A 23,398-nucleotide genomic window follows, 5' to 3' on the forward strand; every position below is an offset into this window, starting at 1 on the left:
CTAAAAACGGGGATTTAAATCCCTTTGAGCCATTACCTGACGGTGATAATGTCTCGCCCTTCTCAACCGCTCTAGCGTAACCCCACACTCGAGTAGAACCGTCCATGCTGGTCAGCCAATACAACCATATCCTTGTCGTCCTCTCCTTTGTTGTTGCCATCCTTGCGGCGTATACCGCGCTGAACATGGCTGCACGCGTCGCCGGGAGTGAGGGCGTCGCTGCCCGCGTCTGGCTGGCTGGGGGCGGTATTGCAATGGGTATTGGCGTGTGGGCCATGCATTTTATCGGCATGCTGGCGATGGATCTCTCCATGAGCATGAGCTACAACGCCACCCTGACGGTGTTATCCATGGTCATCGCCGTGGGTTCGTCGCTGTTTGCGCTATGGCTCGTGAGCTGCGAGCAATTACGCTTGCGCCGACTGCTGCCCGGCGCGCTGGTGATGGGGAGCGGTATTGTTGCCATGCATTACACCGGCATGGCGGCGCTGGAAGTTATGCCGGGGATTATCTGGGACAAGGTCTGGGTGGCCATTTCGGTCGTGATTGCGCTTGCCGCTTCGCTCGCAGCATTATGGCTAACCTTCCGCCTGCGTCGCGAAGCCGCACAGGTCGTGCTGATGCGCATGGGAGCCGCGATCACGATGGGGATTGCCATTGCCGGTATGCACTATGCCGGGATGAAAGCGGCGCAGTTTCCCATGTCCACAATGGTTCATCATGAGGGGATTAACGGGAGCTGGCTGGCGGTGCTGGTCAGCGTCGTCGCGCTCTCTATTCTTGGGATCACCCTGCTGGTGTCGATGCTGGATGCCCGCCTTCAGGCACGTACCGCCCTTCTGGCTTCTTCGCTGGCAGAAGCTAACCGGGAACTCGCTCAGCTGGCGCTGCACGATACCCTGACGCGTCTGCCCAACCGTATTCTGCTGGAAGACAGACTCGATCAGGCCATCAGCAAAGCCGATCGTGAAGGGAACCATTTTGCCCTGATGTTCATGGATCTCGACGGCTTTAAAGCCATCAATGACGCCTACGGCCATGATGTCGGTGACAGGCTGCTGGTCGCCGTTACGCAGCGTCTGCTGCTTCTCCTGAAAGGCCAGTTCACCCTTGCACGTATCGGCGGTGATGAGTTTGTTCTGCTGGCAGAGGGTGAAGGTCCGGACGATGCGGCATCGCTGGCGAATTCGCTGGTCCGCGCGATCGATAGCCCATTCAATCTTGGCCCCTATGAACTGGTGGTGACCCTCAGCATTGGTATCGCGCTGTATCCTCACGACGGTAAAACCGAGCGTGAGCTGATGTTTAACGCCGACGCGGCGATGTATCACACGAAGCATATGGGCCGTAACGGTTACCACTTTTTCCAGCCCTCCATGAACACCCTGGCGCAGACCCATCTCCAGCTAATGAACGATCTGTGGATGGCGATCGATCGCAATGAGCTGCGCCTGCTGTATCAGCCAAAATTTCATGCCCCGGCGGGCCCAGTCCTCGGATTCGAGGCGCTATTGCGCTGGCAGCATCCTAAGCAGGGGTTACTGACGCCAGAACTTTTTCTGCCGCTGGCGGAAAAAACGGGGCTGATCATCCCCATTGGCAACTGGGTGATTAATGAAGCCTGTCGCCAGCTGCGGGAATGGCATCTTCAGGGGCATCAAAGCTGGTCAATGGCGGTAAACCTGTCGACACTGCAGTTTGAACAACCTTCGCTGGTTAAAACGGTTCTCGACTGCCTGGCACTTCACCATGTACCACCGGAAATGTTGATCCTCGAAGTGACGGAAACCACGGCGATGAGCAACCCTGATGAGAGCGTACGGGTGCTGACAGAGCTGACGGATGCGGGCGTGAAGGCCTCCATTGATGATTTTGGCACCGGATATTCGAGCCTGCTGTATCTCAAGCGCTTACCGGCCTGTGAATTGAAAATCGACAGGGCGTTCGTGAAAGAGCTCAGCGGCGAAAGCGAGGATGCCACTATTGTCTCAGCGATTGTGGCCCTCGCTAAAACACTTAACCTGAAAGTCGTGGCTGAAGGTGTGGAAACTGAAGCGCAGCAGGCCTTTTTAACCGAGCTGGGCTGTAACACCCTTCAGGGCTATCTGTTAGGTAAACCCGCGAGCGCGCAGACTATAGAAGCACTTTGTGCCCGGGGAGAAATGTTACCTGGCGCTGAGCTGTAAGCATCCTCATCAGGCGACACGCGAATGACAGGGAGTGTCGCCAGTATGCTATCGACCAGAGCGGGCGCCTGCTGATAAAGATTAAAACTGTCATTATTCATTAACCAGTTTTTAATTATTCCGCTAAAAAAACCGTGGAATACAATCAAGGTGAGATCAACATTCACCTGTGGCGAAATGATATTGCGCGAAATACAGGTCTCCAGCATTGCGCGTAGCGTGTCATCATTGAATCCAATGCGGTTTCTGATTTCACGCTCTGAAATCATATCACTGCTAAATTCACACTTATGATACAGAATTTGTAAAAGCGCACATTGCCGGGGTTCATGGGCAATATACTGCAGCGCGGTAATAAATTGCTCACGAAGTTTTAACAACGGGTCGTCGCTATCGGAAAGGGAAAGCCTGTCGCGAATAATGTCGCGAAGCGGTAATTGCTGTTCCCAGATGGCATTAAATATTTCTGATTTACTGGTGAAGTGCCAGTAGATCGCGCCGCGCGTCACCTTAGCAGCATCAGCGATATCCGTCAGCGTCGTGCTGGCTACGCCACGCGTCGCAAACTGTCCGATAGCCGCCTCAATCAGCTGCTGCCGGGTTTGTTGAGCCTCTTCTTTCTTTTTACGCGCCATAGGTAACTACTCGTTACTCACAAGGTTTAAAGGTAATATTGCGTTCATGCAAATGTAATTATTCACTAAAATCCGTTTTAATTTTGCACAAAAAAAGTCAATCTTCTTAATTTATAATTAATGCAAATACATCGAATAAATTAAATTCATGAAGTGAATAATTAGACAACATTAAATGCATTTACCTGATTAACATGCCTGAAGTATACCCCCGAATGGATCAGGTCTGATTCTGATTTTTTTCTACAAGCATGGTCATTCGCACTTATAAATTAAAAAACATTAAATACCCTCATTATTATACGCAGCTACATTTTATTTTTTATCCCTCTGCCCCAGCTACCGGTTCGCGACATATATCGGTTAATGGGTATTTAAAGGAACAGTAATGACGAATCATTTCAGACGCTTGCCCTTATCTGGTTTCATTGTCTGCGCGGTACTGCTCACTGGATGCGATGGTCAGGAAAATCAACAACAACACCTGCAGGCGCCTCAGGTCAGCGTGCATATTGTGAAAAGCGCGCCTCTGGCTGTCACCACTGAACTCCCGGGCAGAACAGATGCATTTCGCGTTGCGGAGGTTCGTCCTCAGGTTAGCGGTATTATCCTTCGCCGCAACTTCGCAGAAGGTAGCGATGTAAAAGCGGGTGAGTCACTTTACCAGATTGATCCCGCGACCTATCAGGCGGCCTATGACAGCGCGAAAGGCGAACTGGCGAAGGCTCAGGCTGCGGCCAATATTGCGCACCTGACGGTGAAACGTTATCTCCCGCTGGTAGGCACCCAGTATGTCAGTAAGCAGGAGTATGACCAGGCCGTGGCGACGGCTCAGCAGGCAGATGCCAGCGTGGTGGCCGCAAAAGCCGGCGTTGAAAGCGCACGTATCAACCTTGCCTACACCAAAGTGACCTCTCCTGTTGATGGTCGTATCGGGAAATCCAGCGTGACCGAAGGGGCGCTGGTGACGAATGGGCAGGCCGCAGCGCTGGCAACGGTCCAGCAGCTCGATCCGATTTATGTCGACGTCACCCAGTCCAGTAATGATTTTATGCGCCTCAAACAGACGAGCCTGCAAAAAGGCGATACCGCCAGCAGCGTTGAGCTGCTGATGGAAAACGGGCAGCCCTATCCGCTGAAAGGCACGTTGCAGTTCTCTGACGTCACGGTCGATGAAAGTACCGGCTCGATTACCCTGCGCGCCATTTTCCCGAACCCTCAGCATCTGCTGTTACCCGGCATGTTTGTTCGCGCCCGCATCGATGAAGGCACCCAGCCGGAAGCGATTCTGGTTCCTCAGCAAGGCGTGACCCGTACACCACGAGGCGATGCAACCGTCCTGGTGGTGAACGATAAAAACCAGGTTGAGCCGCGTACCGTCGTCGCCCCTCAGGCAATTGGCGATCGCTGGCTGGTGACGGAAGGGCTGAAAAACGGTGACCGCGTGATTGTCAGCGGGCTACAGAAAGTCAAACCGGGGGTAACCGTCGTCGCCACGCCGGATACCATCACGACTCCAGCCGGTTAAGGGATGACGACATGGCTAATTTCTTTATTCAGAGGCCGGTTTTCGCCTGGGTACTTGCCATCATTTTGATGATTGCAGGCGGGCTGGCCATTCTCAAACTTCCCGTCGCACAGTATCCGACAATCGCCCCTCCCGCCGTGGCGATATCCGCGACCTACCCGGGAGCGGATGCTCAAACGGTGCAGGATACCGTGACCCAGGTTATCGAACAGAACATGAACGGTATCGATAACCTGATGTATATGTCCTCCACCAGCGATTCAGCGGGTAACGTCACTATCACCCTGACCTTCGAGTCAGGAACCGACCCGGACATCGCTCAGGTGCAGGTGCAGAACAAGCTGCAGCTCGCCATGCCGCTGCTGCCGCAAGAGGTTCAGCAGCAAGGGATTGGCGTGGAGAAATCCAGCAGCAGCTTCCTGCTGGTCGCCGGTTTTGTTTCAGACAACAAAAGCCTCACGCAGAATGACATCTCTGACTATGTCGCCTCAAACGTCAAAGATGCCATCAGCCGAACGTCTGGCGTCGGTGACGTTCAGCTGTTTGGCGCTCAGTATGCGATGCGCATCTGGCTCGACAGCAACGCGATGAACAAATACCAGCTGACGCCGCTGGATATTATCAACCAGCTGAAAACCCAGAACGATCAGATAGCGGCAGGCCAGCTGGGCGGAACACCGTCCATTCCAGGGCAGCAGCTGAATGCCTCGATCATCGCGCAAACCCGCCTGAAATCACCGGAGGAGTTTGGCCGCGTGACGCTTAAGGTGAACCAGGACGGCTCGATGGTTCATCTGAAGGACGTGGCTCGCATTGAGCTGGGTGGCGAAAACTACAACATGGTCACTAAAATCAACGGGCAGGCGGCAACCGGTCTGGGGATTAAGCTGGCAACCGGGGCAAACGCACTGGACACCGCGGCAGCCATTAAGAGCAAGCTGGCGCAGCTGCAGCAGTTCTTCCCACAGGGGCTGAAAGTTGTCTATCCCTATGACACCACGCCTTTTGTGAAAATCTCCATCCACGAAGTGGTGAAGACCCTGTTTGAAGCGATTGTTCTCGTCTTCCTGGTCATGTACCTGTTCCTGCAAAACCTGCGCGCGACGCTCATCCCGACTATCGCGGTGCCGGTCGTTCTGCTGGGTACCTTCGCGGTTCTGGCGGCGTTTGGTTTCTCCATCAATACCCTGACGATGTTCGGCATGGTGCTGGCGATAGGTCTGCTGGTCGATGACGCTATTGTGGTCGTTGAGAACGTTGAACGTGTCATGGTCGAGGACAAGCTGCCGCCGAAAGAGGCCACGCAGAAGTCGATGGAGCAGATCCAGGGCGCACTGGTGGGGATCGCCATGGTGCTCTCGGCGGTCTTTATTCCGATGGCCTTTTTTGGCGGCTCGACGGGGGCAATCTATCGCCAGTTCTCGCTGACTATTGTTTCCGCTATGGCCTTGTCCGTACTGGTTGCGCTAATCCTGACGCCCGCACTCTGTGCAACGTTGCTGAAGCCCATATCCGGCGACCATCATGAGAAAAAAGGTGGCTTCTTCGGCTGGTTTAATGCGCTCTTTGATAAAAGCGTGGAGCACTACAGCAACAGCGTGAGCGGTATTTTGCGTAAGACAGGGCGCTATCTGGTGGTGTACGTCATTATTGTCGGTGGCATGGCGGTGCTTTTCCTGCGCTTGCCCACCTCCTTCCTGCCCGAAGAGGATCAGGGGGTATTTATGACGATGGTTCAGCTCCCGGCAGGTGCAACCCAGACGCGTACTCAGCAGGTCCTCGACCAGGTTCAGGATTACTATCTGAACAAAGAGAAGGCGAACGTTGAATCCGTCTTTACCGTAAACGGCTTTAGCTTTAGCGGCCAGGGTCAGAACTCCGGTATTGCATTCGTCAGCCTGAAGCCCTGGGAGGAGCGCCCGGGGTCGGAAAATGGCGTCGAAGCCATTGTGGGTCGCGCGACGAAAGCCTTCAGTCAGATTAAAGATGGCCTTGTGTTCCCGTTTAACCTGCCTGCAATTATCGAGCTGGGTACCGCCACGGGCTTCGACTTTGAATTGATCGATCAGGCTAACCTGGGGCATACCCAGCTGACGCAGGCGCGTAACCAACTGCTCAGCATGGTGAAAGAGCACCCTGACCTGCTGGTTCGCGTGCGCCCTAACGGTCTTGAAGATACGCCTCAGTTCAAGCTGGATGTCGATCAGGAGAAAGCGCAGGCGCTGGGCGTCAGTCTTTCTGACGTCAACCAGACGATTTCGACGGCCTTAGGTGGCACCTATGTGAACGACTTTATCGATCATGGGCGAGTGAAAAAGGTCTACGTACAGGCTGACGCAAAATTCCGTATGTTGCCAGGCGATATTAACAACCTTTACGTGCGCAGCGCGAATGGGGAGATGGTCCCGTTCTCCGCCTTCAGCAACGCTCACTGGTTCTATGGCTCACCTCGCCTGGAGCGCTATAACGGGATGCCCTCGATGGAGATCCTGGGTGAATCAGCCCCGGGTAAAAGTACCGGTGAGGCCATGGTTATGATGGAAAGTCTCGCGGCAAAACTGCCTTCCGGTATCGGCTATGACTGGACGGGGATGTCTTATCAGGAGCGGCTCTCGGGTAATCAGGCGCCTGCGCTGTACGCCATTTCACTGATCGTGGTGTTCCTGTGTCTGGCAGCGCTGTATGAAAGCTGGTCCATTCCGTTCTCCGTTATGCTGGTTGTACCGCTGGGTGTCATTGGGGCGCTTCTCGCAGCGTCGCTGCGCGGGTTAAATAATGACGTCTATTTCCAGGTCGGCCTGCTGACGACGATTGGTTTGTCGGCTAAAAATGCCATCCTGATCGTCGAATTTGCTAAAGACCTGATGGATAAAGAAGGCAAAGGCATTATTGAAGCCACGCTGGAAGCTTCCAGGATGCGCCTTCGACCGATCCTGATGACGTCTCTGGCCTTTATCCTTGGCGTCATGCCGCTGGTGATCAGCACCGGTGCCGGGAGCGGCGCGCAAAACGCCGTCGGTACGGGCGTTATGGGGGGAATGCTTTCCGCAACGCTTCTGGCGATTTTCTTCGTGCCCGTCTTCTTTGTGGTTGTTCGGCGACGGTTTACTCACCATAAAGAGTAATGTTCCCCAGAAAAGGCACCTCTGGTGCCTTTTTTTTATTTTTAACATAAACAATGAATTAGGCTTTACATAAAGGCATTGTTAAAAATAGGATGATTTGCATTAAGTAAAAACACTCTTTTACCTCTTCATAATGTCTCCATAAATTTCTCCTGAAACCGACTTTTCTCCACGATTTTTACAAACTACATAATTTGAGATTATTCCTCGTGTAACGAGGACTTACCCCGGTGGTAAAATAACCTCCAGTTCGTTAATAGCCCTCCTGGCTTTATAGCGGATGAGAAATAATACTGAGGTAACATCATGAAAAGATTCATTTCCGTTGCACTTCTCGCTGCGCTGCTTGCTGGTTGCGCGCACGACTCTCCATGTGTACCGGTTTACGACGACCAGGGCCGACTGGTTCATACCAATACCTGTATGAAAGGCACCACCCAGGATAACTGGGAGACCGCGGGTGCTATCGCCGGCGGTGCTGCCGCAGTAGCGGGTTTGACGCTGGGTATTGTTGCCCTGACGAAGTAACATCTGTTGAGAAAGCGCGGCTCTGGCCGCGCTTTTGCTTTTAATGAGTGCAGTATTTTCAAATAAGTAAAAAAATAGCCCCGTATTTATTCACGTAATTAATCTAAGCCTGAAGTCAGTCACAAGTTTTTCGCATACTCATTCAAATTACTTATTCTATCGTGATGATTTTCACACATTAATATTATTGAATACCCTGCCAATATTCACCCTGGAAACTATCTCCTCTTTTTCCTGACCCGGCTCAAAACTTTTGCTCCGATTTGTGGCACAGGTTGTAATTTCGCACCGTTTCGGGGCGCTCGATTTATTTAAGCCTGTCTACACTCAGCATTAAGCGTTCACTCGTCTCTTATTTTGTCGAACGCAAAACTGGCATTACGTTTGCTTTATAAACGTTGGCCAAAGCCACAGACAGGTTAAGCGTTTAAAAACGCCTCTATAACGATAAATTTCGCCACACAGGATGCATTATGAAAAAGACGATGATAGCCAGCCTTACCGCTGCAGGCATGTTGTTTGCCGTAGCCGGTCAAGCCCATGCGGGAACGACACTGGATGCCGTTAAAAAGAAAGGTTTTGTTCAATGTGGTATCAGTGACGGTTTGCCTGGCTTCTCTTATGCCGATGCGAACGGCAAATTTACCGGTATTGATGTGGATGTCTGCCGTGGCGTTGCAGCCGCCGTTTTTGGCGATGACAGCAAAGTAAAATACACCCCGCTGACGGCGAAAGAACGCTTTACGGCGCTGCAGTCCGGCGAGGTCGACATGCTCTCCCGTAATACCACCTGGACTTCCTCCCGTGATGCAGGCATGGGGATGTCATTTACGGGCGTGACCTATTATGACGGCATCGGCTTCCTGACCCACAATAAAGCTGGCCTGAAAAGCGCCAAAGAACTGGATGGCGCCACCGTTTGTATCCAGGCGGGCACCGATACCGAGCTGAACGTCGCGGATTATTTCAAAGCAAACAACATGAAATACACCCCGGTGACATTCGACCGCTCGGATGAATCGGCCAAAGCGCTGGAATCCGGCCGTTGCGACACGCTGGCCTCTGACCAGTCACAGCTGTATGCCTTACGTATTAAGCTGAGCAACCCGGCAGAGTGGATTGTCCTGCCTGAAGTCATCTCCAAAGAACCTCTCGGCCCCGTCGTTCGTCGCGGCGATGAAGACTGGTTCTCCATTGTTCGCTGGACGCTGTTTGCCATGCTGAACGCAGAAGAGATGGGCATCAACTCTAAAAACGTTGATGAGAAAGCCGCTAAGCCATCCAACCCGGATATGGCACACCTGCTCGGTAAAGAAGGTGATTTCGGTAAGGATCTGAAGCTGGATAACAAGTGGGCTTACAACATCATCAAACAGGTGGGCAACTACTCTGAGATCTTTGAGCGCAACGTGGGATCGGAAAGCCCGCTGAAGATCAAACGCGGCCAGAACAATCTCTGGAACAACGGCGGTATTCAGTACGCGCCACCTGTACGTTAAGTCATAGCTGTAACGGGCACTGCTCATGCAGTGCCCACTCCAGAGTCATGGTTACTGAGGTTTCTTTATGTCCCATCGCCGCTCAGCCGTAAAAGGATCGCTATCCTTTTCTCATCCCGCGGTCCGCGCCTGGCTATTCCAGATTATTGCTATTGTTGCGGTTGTTCTCATCGCCGTGTATCTCATCCATAACACCATCACCAACCTGAATAATCGCGGCATTACTTCCGGTTTCGCGTTTTTAGATCGCAGCGCGGGGTTTGGTATTGTTCAGCACCTTATTGATTACCAGGAAGGTGACACGTACGGACGCGTGTTCGTAGTCGGTTTACTGAATACGCTGTTGGTATCGGCGCTTTGTATCGTCTTCGCGTCGATACTGGGCTTCTTTATTGGCCTGGCGCGTCTTTCTGAAAACTGGCTCCTGCGGAAACTGTCGACTGTTTATATTGAGACGTTCCGCAATATCCCCCCGCTCCTGCAGATTTTCTTCTGGTATTTCGCCGTACTGCGTAACCTTCCCGGTCCCCGCCAGGCCGTCGACGCGTTTGAGCTGTTTTTCCTGAGTAACCGTGGGTTGTCCATCCCTTCTCCCCTGGCGGGTGAAGGCCTGTACGCTTTCATCGGCGCGATTGTGATAGCAATTGCTCTCTCTGCTGGGGTATTCCGTTTTAACCGCAAACATCAGATCAAAACCGGTCAGCTCCGGAGAACCTGGCCCACGGCTGTTGTCCTGATCGTTAGCCTGCCGCTGATCGCACAGTGGCTGTTTGGGGCCGCGCTGCACTGGGACATTCCACATCTGCGTGGCTTTAACTTTCAGGGCGGGATGGTATTAATTCCCGAGCTGGCAGCCCTGACGCTGGCACTGTCGATTTATACCTCCGCTTTTATCGCCGAGATTATCCGTGCAGGGATACAGGCCGTACCTTATGGACAGCACGAGGCGGCACGCTCACTGGGATTACCCCATACCGTGACGCTTCGCCAGGTCATCATTCCGCAGGCTTTAAGGGTCATCATTCCGCCCCTGACCAGCCAGTATCTCAATATTGTCAAAAACTCGTCGCTGGCCGCTGCCATTGGCTACCCGGATATGGTGTCACTCTTCGCCGGAACCGTGCTTAACCAGACCGGACAAGCCATTGAAACCATCGCCATCACGATGTCTGTCTATCTGATCATCAGCCTGGTGATTTCACTGCTGATGAACCTTTATAACCGCCGTATAGCACTGGTCGAGCGCTAAGGAACTATGATGACAAAAGCGATACTGTCGCACTCCTCGCGCCCAGCCAACTCGACAGGTGTACGTTTTATTCTCTGGGCGCGTAAGAATCTGTTCTCCAGCTGGAGTAACAGCCTGCTGACGATTGTCTGCCTGTGGCTCATGTGGGAATTGATTCCTCCCCTGCTGAACTGGGCGTTTTTACAGGCCAACTGGGTCGGTTCAACCCGAGCAGACTGTACAAAAGCCGGCGCCTGCTGGGTGTTTATTCATGAGCGCTTCGGCCAGTTCATGTATGGATTGTATCCCCATGAACAGCGCTGGCGGATTAATCTGGCGCTGGTTATCGGCCTGCTTTCTGTCGCGGCCATGTTCTGGAAAAAGCTGCCTCATCGTGGACGCTATATTGCCGCCTGGGCAGTGGTTTATCCGATTATTGTCTGGGCGCTGTTGTATGGCGGTTTCCTGGGGCTGGAACGCGTTGAAACACGCCAGTGGGGCGGGCTGACTCTGACGCTGATTATCGCTTCAGTGGGGATAGCCGGTGCGCTACCGTGGGGGATTTTACTGGCTCTGGGACGGCGTTCAAAAATGCCGATCGTCCGTGTGCTCTCCGTTATCTTCATTGAGTTCTGGCGCGGCGTACCGCTTATCACCGTTCTGTTTATGTCGTCGGTCATGCTGCCGCTGTTTATGGCAGAAGGTACCACTATCGACAAGCTGATCCGTGCCCTGGTGGGGGTGATTCTCTTCCAGTCCGCCTATGTCGCTGAAGTTGTGCGAGGTGGTTTGCAGGCGTTACCTAAAGGCCAGTACGAAGCGGCGGAATCACTGGCTCTCGGTTACTGGAAAACGCAAGGACTGGTCATTCTTCCCCAAGCACTCAAGCTGGTCATCCCGGGTCTGGTCAACACGATCATTGCCCTCTTCAAGGATACCAGCCTGGTGATCATCATTGGATTGTTCGATCTCTTTAGCAGCGTGCAACAGGCAACCGTTGACCCTGTCTGGCTGGGTATGTCCACCGAAGGATATGTCTTTGCAGCTCTGATCTACTGGATCTTTTGTTTTAGCATGTCGCGCTACAGCCAGCATCTGGAAAAGCGCTTTAACACCGGGCGTACACCGCACTGAGGAAATTATGAGCCAAATAACTATGACACCCGCCGACGCGATGATTACGCTGGAAAATGTGAATAAATGGTACGGACAATTTCATGTCCTGAAGGACATTAATCTTAAGGTAAAGCAGGGAGAACGCATTGTCCTTTGCGGCCCTTCTGGCTCCGGGAAATCCACGACCATTCGCTGTATTAATCATCTTGAAGAACATCAGCAAGGACGCATTGTGGTTGATGGCATCGAGCTGAATGAAGATATCCGCAATATCGAACGCGTACGTCAGGAAGTGGGAATGGTATTTCAGCACTTTAATCTGTTTCCGCACCTGACCGTTCTGCAGAACTGTACGCTTGCGCCAATTTGGGTACGAAAGATGCCGAAAAAGGAAGCGGAGGCATTAGCCATGCACTACCTCGAGCGCGTACGTATCGCCGAGCATGCCAATAAGTTTCCTGGCCAGATATCGGGCGGCCAACAGCAGCGTGTGGCTATCGCCCGTTCGCTGTGCATGAAACCGAAAATTATGCTGTTTGATGAACCGACATCTGCCCTGGATCCGGAAATGGTGAAAGAGGTTCTGGACACCATGATTGGGCTGGCGCAATCCGGTATGACCATGCTGTGTGTGACACATGAGATGGGGTTTGCGCGAACCGTGGCCGACCGGGTGATCTTTATGGATCGCGGGGAGATTGTTGAGCAGGCACCGCCGGATGAGTTCTTTGCGCATCCGAAGTCAGAACGCACGCGAGCATTCCTGTCGCAGGTGATTCATTAGTCGTTTGCTCTGCCGGGTGGCGGCTTCGCCTTACCCGGCCTACCGTTTTTTCTGCGCATAAACGCAAAAAGGCCATCCTTTCGGATGGCCTTCTCACTTATTTGATGTCTGGCAGTTCCCTACTCTCACATGGGGAGACCCCACACTACCATCGGCGCTACGGCGTTTCACTTCTGAGTTCGGCATGGGGTCAGGTGGGACCACCGCGCTAAAGCCGCCAGACAAATTCTTTTACTTCTTGCCGAACTTTAACCTAAGTATAAAGTGGTGCTGATACCCAGAGTCGAACTGGGGACCTCACCCTTACCAAGGGTGCGCTCTACCAACTGAGCCATATCAGCACGCTAAATTTGATGCCTGGCAGTTCCCTACTCTCACATGGGGAGACCCCACACTACCATCGGCGCTACGGCGTTTCACTTCTGAGTTCGGCATGGGGTCAGGTGGGACCACCGCGCTAAAGCCGCCAGGCAAATTCTGTTAAATCTGTATCAAAGCTGAAATTTGACTGTCTGTCTCTCTTCGCCGAAACAGCTTCGGCGTTGTAAGGTTAAGCCTCACGGTTCATTAGTATCGGTTAGCTCAACGCATCGCTGCGCTTACACACCCGACCTATCAACGTCGTAGTCTTCAACGTTCCTTCAGGACTCTCAAGGAGTCAGGGAGAACTCATCTCGGGGCAAGTTTCGTGCTTAGATGCTTTCAGCACTTATCTTTTCCGCATTTAGCTACCGGGCAATGCCATTGGCATGACAACCCGAACACCAGTGATGCGTCCACTCCGGTCCTCTCGTACTAGGAGCAGCCCCCCTCAATTCTCCAGCGCCCACGGCAGATAGGGACCGAACTGTCTCACGACGTTCTAAACCCAGCTCGCGTACCACTTTAAATGGCGAACAGCCATACCCTTGGGACCTACTTCAGCCCCAGGATGTGATGAGCCGACATCGAGGTGCCAAACACCGCCGTCGATATGAACTCTTGGGCGGTATCAGCCTGTTATCCCCGGAGTACCTTTTATCCGTTGAGCGATGGCCCTTCCATTCAGAACCACCGGATCACTATGACCTGCTTTCGCACCTGCTCGAGCCGTCACTCTCGCAGTCAAGCTAGCTTATGCCATTGCACTAACCTCCTGATGTCCGACCAGGATTAGCTAACCTTCGTGCTCCTCCGTTACTCTTTGGGAGGAGACCGCCCCAGTCAAACTACCCACCAGACACTGTCCGCAACCCGGATTACGGGTCTACGTTAGAACACCAGCCATTAAAGGGTGGTATTTCAAGGGCGGCTCCACGCAGACTGGCGTCCACGCTTCAAAGCCTCCCACCTATCCTACACATCAAGGACCAGTGTTCAGTGTCAAGCTATAGTAAAGGTTCACGGGGTCTTTCCGTCTTGCCGCGGGTACACTGCATCTTCACAGCGAGTTCAATTTCACTGAGTCTCGGGTGGAGACAGCCTGGCCATCATTACGCCATTCGTGCAGGTCGGAACTTACCCGACAAGGAATTTCGCTACCTTAGGACCGTTATAGTTACGGCCGCCGTTTACCGGGGCTTCGATCAAGAGCTTCGCGTTACCGCTAACCCCATCAATTAACCTTCCGGCACCGGGCAGGCGTCACACCGTATACGTCCACTTTCGTGTTTGCACAGTGCTGTGTTTTTAATAAACAGTTGCAGCCAGCTGGTATCTTCGACTGATTTCAGCTCCACCCGCAGGGGCTTCACCTACATATCAGCGTGCCTTCTCCCGAAGTTACGGCACCATTTTGCCTAGTTCCTTCACCCGAGTTCTCTCAAGCGCCTTGGTATTCTCTACCTGACCACCTGTGTCGGTTTGGGGTACGATTTGATGTTACCTGATGCTTAGAGGCTTTTCCTGGAAGCAGGGCATTTGTTACTTCAGCACCGTAGTGCCTCGTCATCACACCTCAGCGTTAATAAACGACCGGATTTACCTAATCGTTCCGCCTACATGCTTAAACCGGGACAACCGTCGCCCGGCTAACATAGCCTTCTCCGTCCCCCCTTCGCAGTAACACCAAGTACAGGAATATTAACCTGTTTCCCATCGACTACGCCTTTCGGCCTCGCCTTAGGGGTCGACTCACCCTGCCCCGATTAACGTTGGACAGGAACCCTTGGTCTTCCGGCGTGCGGGCTTTTCACCCGCATTATCGTTACTTATGTCAGCATTCGCACTTCTGATACCTCCAGCACCCCTCACAGGACACCTTCAACGGCTTACAGAACGCTCCCCTACCCAACAACACCTAAGTGTCGCTGCCGCAGCTTCGGTGCATGGTTTAGCCCCGTTACATCTTCCGCGCAGGCCGACTCGACCAGTGAGCTATTACGCTTTCTTTAAATGATGGCTGCTTCTAAGCCAACATCCTGGCTGTCTGTGCCTTCCCACATCGTTTCCCACTTAACCATGACTTTGGGACCTTAGCTGGCGGTCTGGGTTGTTTCCCTCTTCACGACGGACGTTAGCACCCGCCGTGTGTCTCCCGTGATAACATTCTTCGGTATTCGTAGTTTGCATCGGGTTGGTAAGCCGGGATGGCCCCCTAGCCGAAACAGTGCTCTACCCCCGAAGATGAGTTCACGAGGCGCTACCTAAATAGCTTTCGGGGAGAACCAGCTATCTCCCGGTTTGATTGGCCTTTCACCCCCAGCCACAAGTCATCCGCTAATTTTTCAACATTAGTCGGTTCGGTCCTCCAGTTAGTGTTACCCAACCTTCAACCTGCCCATGGCTAGATCACCGGGTTTCGGGTCTATACCCTGCAACTTAACGCCCAGTTAAGACTCGGTTTCCCTTCGGCTCCCCTATACGGTTAACCTTGCTACAGAATATAAGTCGCTGACCCATTATACAAAAGGTACGCAGTCACACCACGAAGGTGCTCCCACTGCTTGTACGTACACGGTTTCAGGTTCTTTTTCACTCCCCTCGCCGGGGTTCTTTTCGCCTTTCCCTCACGGTACTGGTTCACTATCGGTCAGTCAGGAGTATTTAGCCTTGGAGGATGGTCCCCCCATATTCAGACAGGATACCACGTGTCCCGCCCTACTCTTCGAGTTCACAACCTGTGCATTTTCGTGTACGGGACTGTCACCCTGTACCGTGCGACTTTCCAGACGCTTCCACTAACACACAAGCTGATTCAGACTCTGGGCTGCTCCCCGTTCGCTCGCCGCTACTGGGGGAATCTCGGTTGATTTCTTTTCCTCGGGGTACTTAGATGTTTCAGTTCCCCCGGTTCGCCTCGTTAACCTATGTATTCAGTTAACGATAGTGTGTCGGAACACACTGGGTTTCCCCATTCGGACATCGCCGGGTCAAAGGTTCATATCACCTCGCCGGCGCTTTTCGCAGATTAGCACGTCCTTCATCGCCTCTGACTGCCAGGGCATCCACCGTGTACGCTTAGTCGCTTAACCTCACAACCCGAAGATGTTTCTTTCGATTCATCATCAAATTGCGAAAATTTGAGAGACTCGAACACACCATTAAAGATGTGTCGTTTCAATTTTCAGCTTGATCCAGATTTTTAAAGAGCAAATATCTCAAACGTCACCCGAAGATGAGTTTTGAGATATTAAGGCAGGTGACTTTCACTCACGAACCAGCAAGTGGCGTCCCCTAGGGGATTCGAACCCCTGTTACCGCCGTGAAAGGGCGGTGTCCTGGGCCTCTAGACGAAGGGGACACTGAAGTCTCAATCGCAAGACGCCTTGCTATTTACTTTTCATCAGACAATCTGTGTGAGCACTACAAAGGCAGGTTCTTTAAGGTAAGGAGGTGATCCAACCGCAGGTTCCCCTACGGTTACCTTGTTACGACTTCACCCCAGTCATGAATCACAAAGTGGTAAGCGCCCTCCCGAAGGTTAAGCTACCTACTTCTTTTGCAACCCACTCCCATGGTGTGACGGGCGGTGTGTACAAGGCCCGGGAACGTATTCACCGTAGCATTCTGATCTACGATTACTAGCGATTCCGACTTCATGGAGTCGAGTTGCAGACTCCAATCCGGACTACGACGCACTTTATGAGGTCCGCTTGCTCTCGCGAGGTCGCTTCTCTTTGTATGCGCCATTGTAGCACGTGTGTAGCCCTACTCGTAAGGGCCATGATGACTTGACGTCATCCCCACCTTCCTCCAGTTTATCACTGGCAGTCTCCTTTGAGTTCCCGGCCGGACCGCTGGCAACAAAGGATAAGGGTTGCGCTCGTTGCGGGACTTAACCCAACATTTCACAACACGAGCTGACGACAGCCATGCAGCACCTGTCTCAGAGTTCCCGAAGGCACCAATCCATCTCTGGAAAGTTCTCTGGATGTCAAGAGTAGGTAAGGTTCTTCGCGTTGCATCGAATTAAACCACATGCTCCACCGCTTGTGCGGGCCCCCGTCAATTCATTTGAGTTTTAACCTTGCGGCCGTACTCCCCAGGCGGTCGACTTAACGCGTTAGCTCCGGAAGCCACTCCTCAAGGGAACAACCTCCAAGTCGACATCGTTTACGGCGTGGACTACCAGGGTATCTAATCCTGTTTGCTCCCCACGCTTTCGCACCTGAGCGTCAGTCTTTGTCCAGGGGGCCGCCTTCGCCACCGGTATTCCTCCAGATCTCTACGCATTTCACCGCTACACCTGGAATTCTACCCCCCTCTACAAGACTCTAGCCTGCCAGTTTCGAATGCAGTTCCCAGGTTGAGCCCGGGGATTTCACATCCGACTTGACAGACCGCCTGCGTGCGCTTTACGCCCAGTAATTCCGATTAACGCTTGCACCCTCCGTATTACCGCGGCTGCTGGCACGGAGTTAGCCGGTGCTTCTTCTGCGGGTAACGTCAATCGACAAGGTTATTAACCTTATCGCCTTCCTCCCCGCTGAAAGTACTTTACAACCCGAAGGCCTTCTTCATACACGCGGCATGGCTGCATCAGGCTTGCGCCCATTGTGCAATATTCCCCACTGCTGCCTCCCGTAGGAGTCTGGACCGTGTCTCAGTTCCAGTGTGGCTGGTCATCCTCTCAGACCAGCTAGGGATCGTCGCCTAGGTGAGCCGTTACCCCACCTACTAGCTAATCCCATCTGGGCACATCTGATGGCAAGAGGCCCGAAGGTCCCCCTCTTTGGTCTTGCGACGTTATGCGGTATTAGCTACCGTTTCCAGTAGTTATCCCCCTCCATCAGGCAGTTTCCCAGACATTACTCACCCGTCCGCCGCTCGTCACCCAGGAGCAAGCTCCCTGTGCTACCGCTCGACTTGCATGTGTTAGGCCTGCCGCCAGCGTTCAATCTGAGCCATGATCAAACTCTTCAATTTAAGTTTGATGCTCGTGAATTAAACTTCGTAATGAATTACGTATGTTCACTCAGAGACTTGGTATTCATTTATTGTCCGAAGACATTAAGAATCCATGTCACTTTGAGTGCCCACACAGATTGTCTGATAAATTGTTAAAGAGCAGTGCAACGCGGCTTTCGCTCACCGTTGCGAGGTGGCGTATATTACGCTTTCCTCTTTCAGAGTCAACCCGTTATTTCAGGATTTTTTCTCTTCAACCGACCGGGTTGTTTGTGAAGTGATTCACATCCGCCGTGTCGATGGAGGCGCATTATAGGGATCCCATTTTTTAGCACAAGTATTTTTTAGATCTTTTTTTCCGACTGCTGATTTTCCGCGCTTTTCGCTGAAATCCCGCCCGATCTGCTTAAATATTGACGTATTTTGCCTTGTCTCGATCCATTACTATGATCAAAGTCTTCTGTATAGTGCTCATTGTTAGAGGTAGATATGCCCGCAGTATTACGTCCTTATAAAGATCTGTTCCCCCAAAAAGGCGATCGCGTGATGATCGATGCCAGCAGCGTAGTGATTGGTGATGTCCGAATGGCCGATGACGTCAGCATCTGGCCGCTCGTCGCCATCAGGGGAGATGTTAACTATGTGTCGATTGGTGCACGTACCAATATTCAGGACGGTAGCGTTCTGCATGTTACACACAAATCCTCCTATAACCCGGAGGGCAATCCCCTCATCATTGGAGAAGAGGTTACCGTCGGCCATAAAGTGATGCTTCACGGCTGCACTATCGGAAATCGCGTACTTGTTGGCATGGGGTCGATTTTGCTGGATGGCGTCATAGTAGAAGATGACGTAATGATTGGTGCCGGTAGCCTGGTCCCGCAGAACAAACGGCTGGAGAGTGGCTATCTCTATCTGGGAAGCCCGGTAAAACAGATCCGCCCCCTGAAGGAGGCAGAGATCGAAGGGTTAAAATACTCGGCGAACAACTACGTTAACTGGAAGAATGACTATTTGGATCAGGACAACCAAACCCAGCCCTGATCGTCTTCCTGCTGTTCGCGGATTAAATCGCTGGCTTCCTCTTCCAGATCCCAGCGATTTTCGCAAAATACCGCTATCGGGTCTGAACCGCCAAAACGACGTAACAACGTTTCCCCATGAATGGCACAGGTAAGTTGCATCCCCTGCACCAGCACCGGAAAACAGACCGCTTGTTTACTCTCATCCCAGTTCTCTCTGTCCGGGAAATGAATAGCCTGGTTCACGCCGACAGCTCCTGCTTTAACTTTTCAATGACAGGTTCGACCGCAGGCAACACGCCATGCCAGAGCAGCACCGCATGCGCGGCCTGACCCACCAGCATTCCCAGCCCATCGGCTAACTGTTTCGCGCCGTGTTGTTCGCACCAGTTAAGGAAAGGCGTTTTCCCTTTCTGATAAAACATGTCATAGAAGTACATATGCGCGTTGACCAGAGAAGCGGGAATTGCCGGGATCTCGCCATTAATGCCACTGGACGTAGCGTTGATGACAAGATCGAACTCACGATCGGCAAGATCGTCAAGCGCTACCGCGCTCACGCTGCCGGTATGGGCAAACAACGCCGCCAGCGCTTCTGCGCGGGAAAAGGTTCTGTTGGTAATGGTCACCGCGCAGTCCAGTGAAAGCAGAGGCAACAGTACTCCCCGCGATGCGCCACCCGCACCAATCAGCAGGACCCGGAATCCGGGCTTAATAAACGACAGTCGTTCCAGATCGCTAAGTAAACCAATTCCGTCGGTGTTGTCACCCAAAAGGCGGCCATCCTCAAGCCGTTTTAGGGTATTGACCGCACCAGCCAGTGAAGCGCGCTCGGTCAGCTCATCTGCACGCTCGAAGGCTTCCTCTTTAAAAGGGACCGTCACATTAGCGCCTTTACCGCCCGCAGCGAAAAAAGCCTCCAGCGTTGGAATAAATGCATCCACCGGTGCCAGTACGCGACCATAGGGATGGTTTATCTGCAGCTGCTTCGCAAATTGCTGATGAATCAACGGTGATTTGCTGTGTGCAATCGGATTACCAAAAACAGCATAGGTTTCCATGAGATTACCCCTGGCGAAAACGTTCGCCGGTCAAAGCGTCGCGAATTTCAGACGGATTCAGGCGCCCTCCCGTTTCACCGACAGCAACAGGGAAGTCATTCCCGAACTGCGCCAGCACTTCTTCGGTTGTCCGACAAGGTGGCAATCCGGTCAGGTTGGCGCTGGTTGAGACCAGCGGTTTACCAAATGCCAGGCACAGCTCAACCACCAGCGGATGGTCAGTTACGCGAACGGCGAGGGAATCAAAGCGTCCGGTTAACCAGCGCGGCGTTGTCGGCTGCGCCGGGAAGACGAAGGTCACCGGTCCAGGCCACGCCGAGAAGATAGTCTCGCGCTGCGCCGGCGTCAGCATGGAGTCATCGATATAGGGTTTAAGCTGCTCGTAGTTTGCAGCGATCAAAATCAGCCCTTTCTCGACGGGTCTTTGTTTTAAGGCAAGCAGACGGCTCACTGCCGTCTCGCTGTCAGGATCGCAACCGACCCCAAAAACAGCTTCAGTTGGATAGGCGATGACTTCTTCATTTTTCAGTACGTCCACTGCATGCGCAATGGAGCCTGATGGCAGGTTATTATTCACTATTTTGATCCGCCGTAACCGGCTTTCCACATTGTTTACTGGCGCAGAAGCGTTTCATGCCTTGCGCGGTTTTCTTCTCTATGAGTAGCGGATAATTGCAATGAGGGCAGGTTCCCGCTACCGGTTTAAAATTGATAACGAACTGGCATTCAGGATAGCGATCGCATGAATGGAAGGTCTTACCATAACGGGAGCGGCGCTGTACCAATTGACCGCGCTGACACTGAGGGCACGCAATTGCCGTTTCATCAGGCTTATCAATTTGTTCCGTATGTTCGCATTCCGGGTAGCGGCTACATCCAATAAACATGCCGAAACGCCCCTGACGCAGGGCTAATTCACCACCGCAGACTGGACAAAACTGCCCCTCCAGAATTTTAACGATATGCCCATCCGCCTGGCTTTTCAGGGGACGGACATAATCACATTCCGGATAGTGTGAACAACCGAGAAACGGGCCGTGTTTCCCGGACCGAATAACAAGTTCAGCCCCGCACTGCGGGCAGGGCTCATTTTTATGCACCGTGAATAGTGCTGATTTGGCCATAACAACTCTTGGTGCTGCACATTGAATTAGTGCAGCATACCTTCATTCACTTCAAAGAGTAATTCTTCCATTTGCTGATAGGCATTTTCACAGCCCGGGATATTAAACAGAACCATCAGGATCACCCACTTGAGATCTTCCAGTTCAAATTCTGCTGTATCCAGCGCCATGACGCGCTCTATCACCATTTCTCTCGTTTCGAGGTTCAGCACCTGAATCTGCTCAAGGAATAAGATGAACCCCCGGCAGCTGGCGTCCAGCCTTTCACACTCTTCTGCGGTATAAATGCGTACTGACAATGGGTCAGAAGCAAGCTGCATCGGTTCGGCGAGGCCTTCCTGATAATCAGCCAGTTTTTCCAGCCACATCAACGCATTATAGATATCTTCCCGCTCAAACCCCGCGTCGGTAAGATCCTGTGTCAATTTGTCCTGATCCACTCGCATTTCTGCTTCGTTATGGATGTAAGTCTCAAACAAATACATCAGTACGTCGAACATGGCATGCCCTCCTTAATCGGACATAGCCGCCGGGTACAGCTGCGATCCACCCTGCTAACTCCAGTTCGAGTAGCTGTGCTACCGTTACTGGCACAGGTTGGCCGGCACGTTCAGCGACAACGTCAACAGGTGTTACCTCATCTCCTACGTTAGCCAGGAGCTTGGGAAATGGCAATGCCACCTTTCCCTGATCTGATGAATATTGTCGCTTTTCGGGATCTTCCTGCAGCCATTGCAACCCATATTGCAAATTTTCAAGAATATCCCCTACTTCCGTTACCGGTGTTGCCCCTTGCTTAATCAGCCAGTGGGGACCCTCGCATCCGGGGTTGCCTATAGGACCAGGCAAGGCGAAGACTTCTCGCCCTTGTTCGAGCGCGCATCGCGCCGTGACCAGCGAACCGCTTCTTCGCGCCGCTTCAACTACCAGCACACCTTTGCTAAGCCCGCTGATAATGCGATTACGACGCGGAAAGTTTGCTGGCCTCGGCTGTGCGGAAAGCGGGAACTCAGACACTATCGCGCCGTCAGATTCAATAAGCCGCATCGCCAGTGCCTGATGTCGGCGTGGATAAATGCTAAAAAGACCGTTCCCGAGCACCGCTACACTTCGACCTTTAACTGACAGCGCCGCGCCGTGGGCAACGCCGTCAATACCGCAGGCCAGCCCGCTGGTGATCGTGAAACCGCTTTGTGACAGTTGTTCGCACAGGATTTTCCCCCATCGCTCGCCGTACCATGACGGCGCACGACTGCCTACCACCGCCAGTTGAACCGCATTAAGCGCCTCAGGGTTACCTTTTACGAATAAAGCCCCGGGATAATCAGGAATCGTTCGGAGTAAAGGGGGATAAAGCGGATGGTTGGCCGTCAATAAGTGATTTCCCGGCTGCTCAAGCCACATCAGGCTACGTTCCAGCTCGCTCTCGTCTGGCGCAAAGAACCGTTCAACCTGCTTTGCTGTCAGCCCGGCGTTCCTGGCGACGAGCGCATCGATGTTTCCCTGCTTCTGCAGTCGCGCAGCCGCTTCCAGCATTACATCACCACACAGAGACCCTGTGTGTATTAGCCGTAGCCATATCTCGGTAGACGTCATCCTTTCCCCTGCCATAAGCGGCCTCCGCAATCATTGCGATTGGTCACTGATGCTGTCAATCGATGGGGGATTTGTCTAGAATAGAGAGAGTATTCTTATCAACTCCTGAACACGACTCTGGAAATTTATGGCAGTTTTGCAAGTGTTACATATTCCGGACGAGCGCCTTCGCATCGTCGCTGAACCGGTCAAAGAAGTGAATGCAGAAATCCAGCGTATCGTTGATGATATGTTCGATACCATGTACGCCGAAGAAGGCATTGGCCTGGCGGCGACGCAGGTGGACATTCACAAGCGTATTATCGTGATTGATGTTTCTGAAAATCGCGATGGCCGCCTGGTGCTGATCAACCCTGAGTTGCTCGAAAAGAGTGGCGAAACCGGTATTGAGGAAGGCTGTCTGTCCATTCCTGAACAGCGTGCTTTAGTGCCGCGTGCCGAAAAAGTGAAAATTCGCGCCCTGGATCGTGACGGTAATCCGTTCGAACTGGAAGCAGACGACCTGCTGGCGATTTGTATTCAGCATGAGATGGATCACCTGGTCGGTAAACTGTTTATCGATTATCTCTCGCCGCTGAAACAGCAGCGTATTCGTCAGAAAGTAGAAAAACTGGATCGTTTGCGTTCTCGCGCATAAC

The 23,398-nt window shown here is 52.7% G+C and carries 17 protein-coding genes, 2 tRNA genes and 4 rRNA genes; 10 read left to right on the plus strand and 13 right to left on the minus strand.

Going from position 1 to position 23,398, the window contains the following annotated elements; all coding sequences use genetic code 11:
- Positions 1–104: 104 nt before the first annotated feature.
- On the plus strand, positions 105–2,186 hold the full coding sequence (locus GVO84_RS20480; protein ID WP_159515027.1) for a putative bifunctional diguanylate cyclase/phosphodiesterase: 2,082 nt from the start codon (positions 105–107) through the stop codon (positions 2,184–2,186).
- Here GVO84_RS20480 and envR read toward each other — a convergent pair.
- Positions 2,102–2,821: an acrEF/envCD operon transcriptional regulator gene (envR, locus tag GVO84_RS20485; protein ID WP_159515028.1), complete on the minus strand. Its 720-nt coding sequence runs from the start codon at positions 2,819–2,821 to the stop codon at positions 2,102–2,104. The genes GVO84_RS20480 and envR overlap by 85 nt on opposite strands.
- A gap of 388 nt (positions 2,822–3,209) precedes the next feature.
- On the opposite strand from envR, the gene GVO84_RS20490 reads away from it, so the two are divergent.
- The 7 genes from GVO84_RS20490 (at position 3,210) to GVO84_RS20520 (ending at position 12,629) form a co-directional block, all read left to right on the plus strand.
- Entirely contained in the window at positions 3,210–4,349 is a 1,140-nt protein-coding gene (locus tag GVO84_RS20490; RefSeq protein WP_159515029.1) for an efflux RND transporter periplasmic adaptor subunit, read from the plus strand.
- Positions 4,350–4,360: 11 nt separating this feature from the next.
- Complete coding sequence (locus tag GVO84_RS20495) at positions 4,361–7,474, plus strand: efflux RND transporter permease subunit (protein ID WP_159515030.1); 3,114 nt, start codon at positions 4,361–4,363, stop codon at positions 7,472–7,474.
- A gap of 306 nt (positions 7,475–7,780) precedes the next feature.
- On the plus strand, positions 7,781–8,002 hold the full coding sequence (locus tag GVO84_RS20500; RefSeq protein WP_008502867.1) for a lipoprotein: 222 nt from the start codon (positions 7,781–7,783) through the stop codon (positions 8,000–8,002).
- A gap of 473 nt (positions 8,003–8,475) precedes the next feature.
- Entirely contained in the window at positions 8,476–9,501 is a 1,026-nt protein-coding gene (locus GVO84_RS20505; protein ID WP_159515031.1) for an amino acid ABC transporter substrate-binding protein, read from the plus strand.
- Positions 9,502–9,568: 67 nt separating this feature from the next.
- On the plus strand, positions 9,569–10,750 hold the full coding sequence (locus GVO84_RS20510) for an amino acid ABC transporter permease (RefSeq protein ID WP_159515032.1): 1,182 nt from the start codon (positions 9,569–9,571) through the stop codon (positions 10,748–10,750).
- Between the two features lie 9 nt (positions 10,751–10,759).
- Positions 10,760–11,863: an amino acid ABC transporter permease gene (locus GVO84_RS20515; protein WP_159515678.1), complete on the plus strand. Its 1,104-nt coding sequence runs from the start codon at positions 10,760–10,762 to the stop codon at positions 11,861–11,863.
- 7 nt (positions 11,864–11,870) lie between these two features.
- The gene (locus GVO84_RS20520) at positions 11,871–12,629 is read left to right on the plus strand and encodes an amino acid ABC transporter ATP-binding protein (protein ID WP_014171880.1); all 759 of its coding nucleotides are present in this window, start codon (positions 11,871–11,873) and stop codon (positions 12,627–12,629) included.
- Positions 12,630–12,735: 106 nt separating this feature from the next.
- Here GVO84_RS20520 and rrf (GVO84_RS20525) read toward each other — a convergent pair.
- The 6 genes from rrf (GVO84_RS20525) to GVO84_RS20550 form a co-directional block, all read right to left on the minus strand.
- Positions 12,736–12,851, minus strand: a 5S ribosomal RNA gene (gene rrf / locus GVO84_RS20525).
- Positions 12,852–12,894: 43 nt separating this feature from the next.
- Positions 12,895–12,970: transfer RNA gene (locus GVO84_RS20530), tRNA-Thr, on the minus strand.
- 14 nt (positions 12,971–12,984) lie between these two features.
- A 5S ribosomal RNA gene (gene rrf / locus GVO84_RS20535) occupies positions 12,985–13,100 on the minus strand.
- Between the two features lie 75 nt (positions 13,101–13,175).
- A 23S ribosomal RNA gene (locus GVO84_RS20540) occupies positions 13,176–16,081 on the minus strand.
- Positions 16,082–16,274: 193 nt separating this feature from the next.
- Positions 16,275–16,350: transfer RNA gene (locus GVO84_RS20545), tRNA-Glu, on the minus strand.
- An 85-nt stretch (positions 16,351–16,435) separates the two neighbouring features.
- A 16S ribosomal RNA gene (locus GVO84_RS20550) occupies positions 16,436–17,975 on the minus strand.
- The 16S, 23S and 5S rRNA genes sit together here with 2 tRNA genes alongside, the layout of an rRNA operon.
- A gap of 471 nt (positions 17,976–18,446) precedes the next feature.
- Between GVO84_RS20550 and GVO84_RS20555 the strand changes: the two genes are divergently transcribed.
- Entirely contained in the window at positions 18,447–19,001 is a 555-nt protein-coding gene (locus GVO84_RS20555; protein WP_029740647.1) for a gamma carbonic anhydrase family protein, read from the plus strand.
- Here the strand turns inward: GVO84_RS20555 and GVO84_RS20560 are convergent.
- The 6 genes from GVO84_RS20560 to dprA are packed head-to-tail and all read right to left on the minus strand — an operon-like array spanning position 18,977 to position 22,760.
- Positions 18,977–19,225: a DUF1488 domain-containing protein gene (locus GVO84_RS20560; RefSeq protein WP_048976997.1), complete on the minus strand. Its 249-nt coding sequence runs from the start codon at positions 19,223–19,225 to the stop codon at positions 18,977–18,979. The genes GVO84_RS20555 and GVO84_RS20560 overlap by 25 nt on opposite strands.
- A complete protein-coding gene (aroE, locus tag GVO84_RS20565; protein WP_159515033.1) occupies positions 19,222–20,040 on the minus strand; it encodes a shikimate dehydrogenase in 819 nt (272 codons plus the stop codon). Before aroE ends, GVO84_RS20560 begins: the two co-directional genes overlap by 4 nt.
- Positions 20,041–20,044: 4 nt before the next feature.
- Positions 20,045–20,617: an L-threonylcarbamoyladenylate synthase type 1 TsaC gene (tsaC, locus tag GVO84_RS20570; protein WP_023309444.1), complete on the minus strand. Its 573-nt coding sequence runs from the start codon at positions 20,615–20,617 to the stop codon at positions 20,045–20,047.
- Complete coding sequence (locus GVO84_RS20575; RefSeq protein WP_032662341.1) at positions 20,610–21,164, minus strand: DNA topoisomerase family protein; 555 nt, start codon at positions 21,162–21,164, stop codon at positions 20,610–20,612. The genes tsaC and GVO84_RS20575 overlap by 8 nt, the downstream gene beginning before the upstream one ends.
- A gap of 26 nt (positions 21,165–21,190) precedes the next feature.
- Positions 21,191–21,664, minus strand: coding sequence for a DUF494 family protein Smg (smg, locus tag GVO84_RS20580; RefSeq protein WP_008503477.1), 474 nt, complete (start codon positions 21,662–21,664; stop codon positions 21,191–21,193).
- On the minus strand, positions 21,636–22,760 hold the full coding sequence (dprA, locus tag GVO84_RS20585) for a DNA-protecting protein DprA (RefSeq protein ID WP_121426194.1): 1,125 nt from the start codon (positions 22,758–22,760) through the stop codon (positions 21,636–21,638). The genes smg and dprA overlap by 29 nt, the downstream gene beginning before the upstream one ends.
- 127 nt (positions 22,761–22,887) lie before the next feature.
- On the opposite strand from dprA, the gene def reads away from it, so the two are divergent.
- Positions 22,888–23,397, plus strand: a complete 510-nt coding sequence (def, locus tag GVO84_RS20590; RefSeq protein ID WP_008503479.1) for a peptide deformylase — start codon at positions 22,888–22,890, stop codon at positions 23,395–23,397.
- The last annotated feature ends 1 nt before the right edge of the window (position 23,398 follow it).

This window comes from Enterobacter sp. SM3, assembly GCF_009811935.2.
Taxonomy (GTDB): domain Bacteria; phylum Pseudomonadota; class Gammaproteobacteria; order Enterobacterales; family Enterobacteriaceae; genus Enterobacter; species Enterobacter asburiae_D.

Excerpts from the sequence above, each read along its gene's own strand:
- GVO84_RS20480 (WP_159515027.1), top strand. The coding sequence starts at position 105 with ATGCTGGTCAGCCAATACAACCATATCCTTGTCGTCCTCTCCTTTGTT.
- envR (WP_159515028.1), bottom strand. The coding sequence starts at position 2,821 with ATGGCGCGTAAAAAGAAAGAAGAGGCTCAACAAACCCGGCAGCAGCTG.
- GVO84_RS20490 (WP_159515029.1), top strand. The coding sequence starts at position 3,210 with ATGACGAATCATTTCAGACGCTTGCCCTTATCTGGTTTCATTGTCTGC.
- GVO84_RS20495 (WP_159515030.1), top strand. The coding sequence starts at position 4,361 with ATGGCTAATTTCTTTATTCAGAGGCCGGTTTTCGCCTGGGTACTTGCC.
- GVO84_RS20500 (WP_008502867.1), top strand. The coding sequence starts at position 7,781 with ATGAAAAGATTCATTTCCGTTGCACTTCTCGCTGCGCTGCTTGCTGGT.
- GVO84_RS20505 (WP_159515031.1), top strand. The coding sequence starts at position 8,476 with ATGAAAAAGACGATGATAGCCAGCCTTACCGCTGCAGGCATGTTGTTT.
- GVO84_RS20510 (WP_159515032.1), top strand. The coding sequence starts at position 9,569 with ATGTCCCATCGCCGCTCAGCCGTAAAAGGATCGCTATCCTTTTCTCAT.
- GVO84_RS20515 (WP_159515678.1), top strand. The coding sequence starts at position 10,760 with ATGACAAAAGCGATACTGTCGCACTCCTCGCGCCCAGCCAACTCGACA.
- GVO84_RS20520 (WP_014171880.1), top strand. The coding sequence starts at position 11,871 with ATGAGCCAAATAACTATGACACCCGCCGACGCGATGATTACGCTGGAA.
- GVO84_RS20555 (WP_029740647.1), top strand. The coding sequence starts at position 18,447 with ATGCCCGCAGTATTACGTCCTTATAAAGATCTGTTCCCCCAAAAAGGC.
- aroE (WP_159515033.1), bottom strand. The coding sequence starts at position 20,040 with ATGGAAACCTATGCTGTTTTTGGTAATCCGATTGCACACAGCAAATCA.
- GVO84_RS20575 (WP_032662341.1), bottom strand. The coding sequence starts at position 21,164 with ATGGCCAAATCAGCACTATTCACGGTGCATAAAAATGAGCCCTGCCCG.
- smg (WP_008503477.1), bottom strand. The coding sequence starts at position 21,664 with ATGTTCGACGTACTGATGTATTTGTTTGAGACTTACATCCATAACGAA.
- dprA (WP_121426194.1), bottom strand. The coding sequence starts at position 22,760 with ATGACGTCTACCGAGATATGGCTACGGCTAATACACACAGGGTCTCTG.
- def (WP_008503479.1), top strand. The coding sequence starts at position 22,888 with ATGGCAGTTTTGCAAGTGTTACATATTCCGGACGAGCGCCTTCGCATC.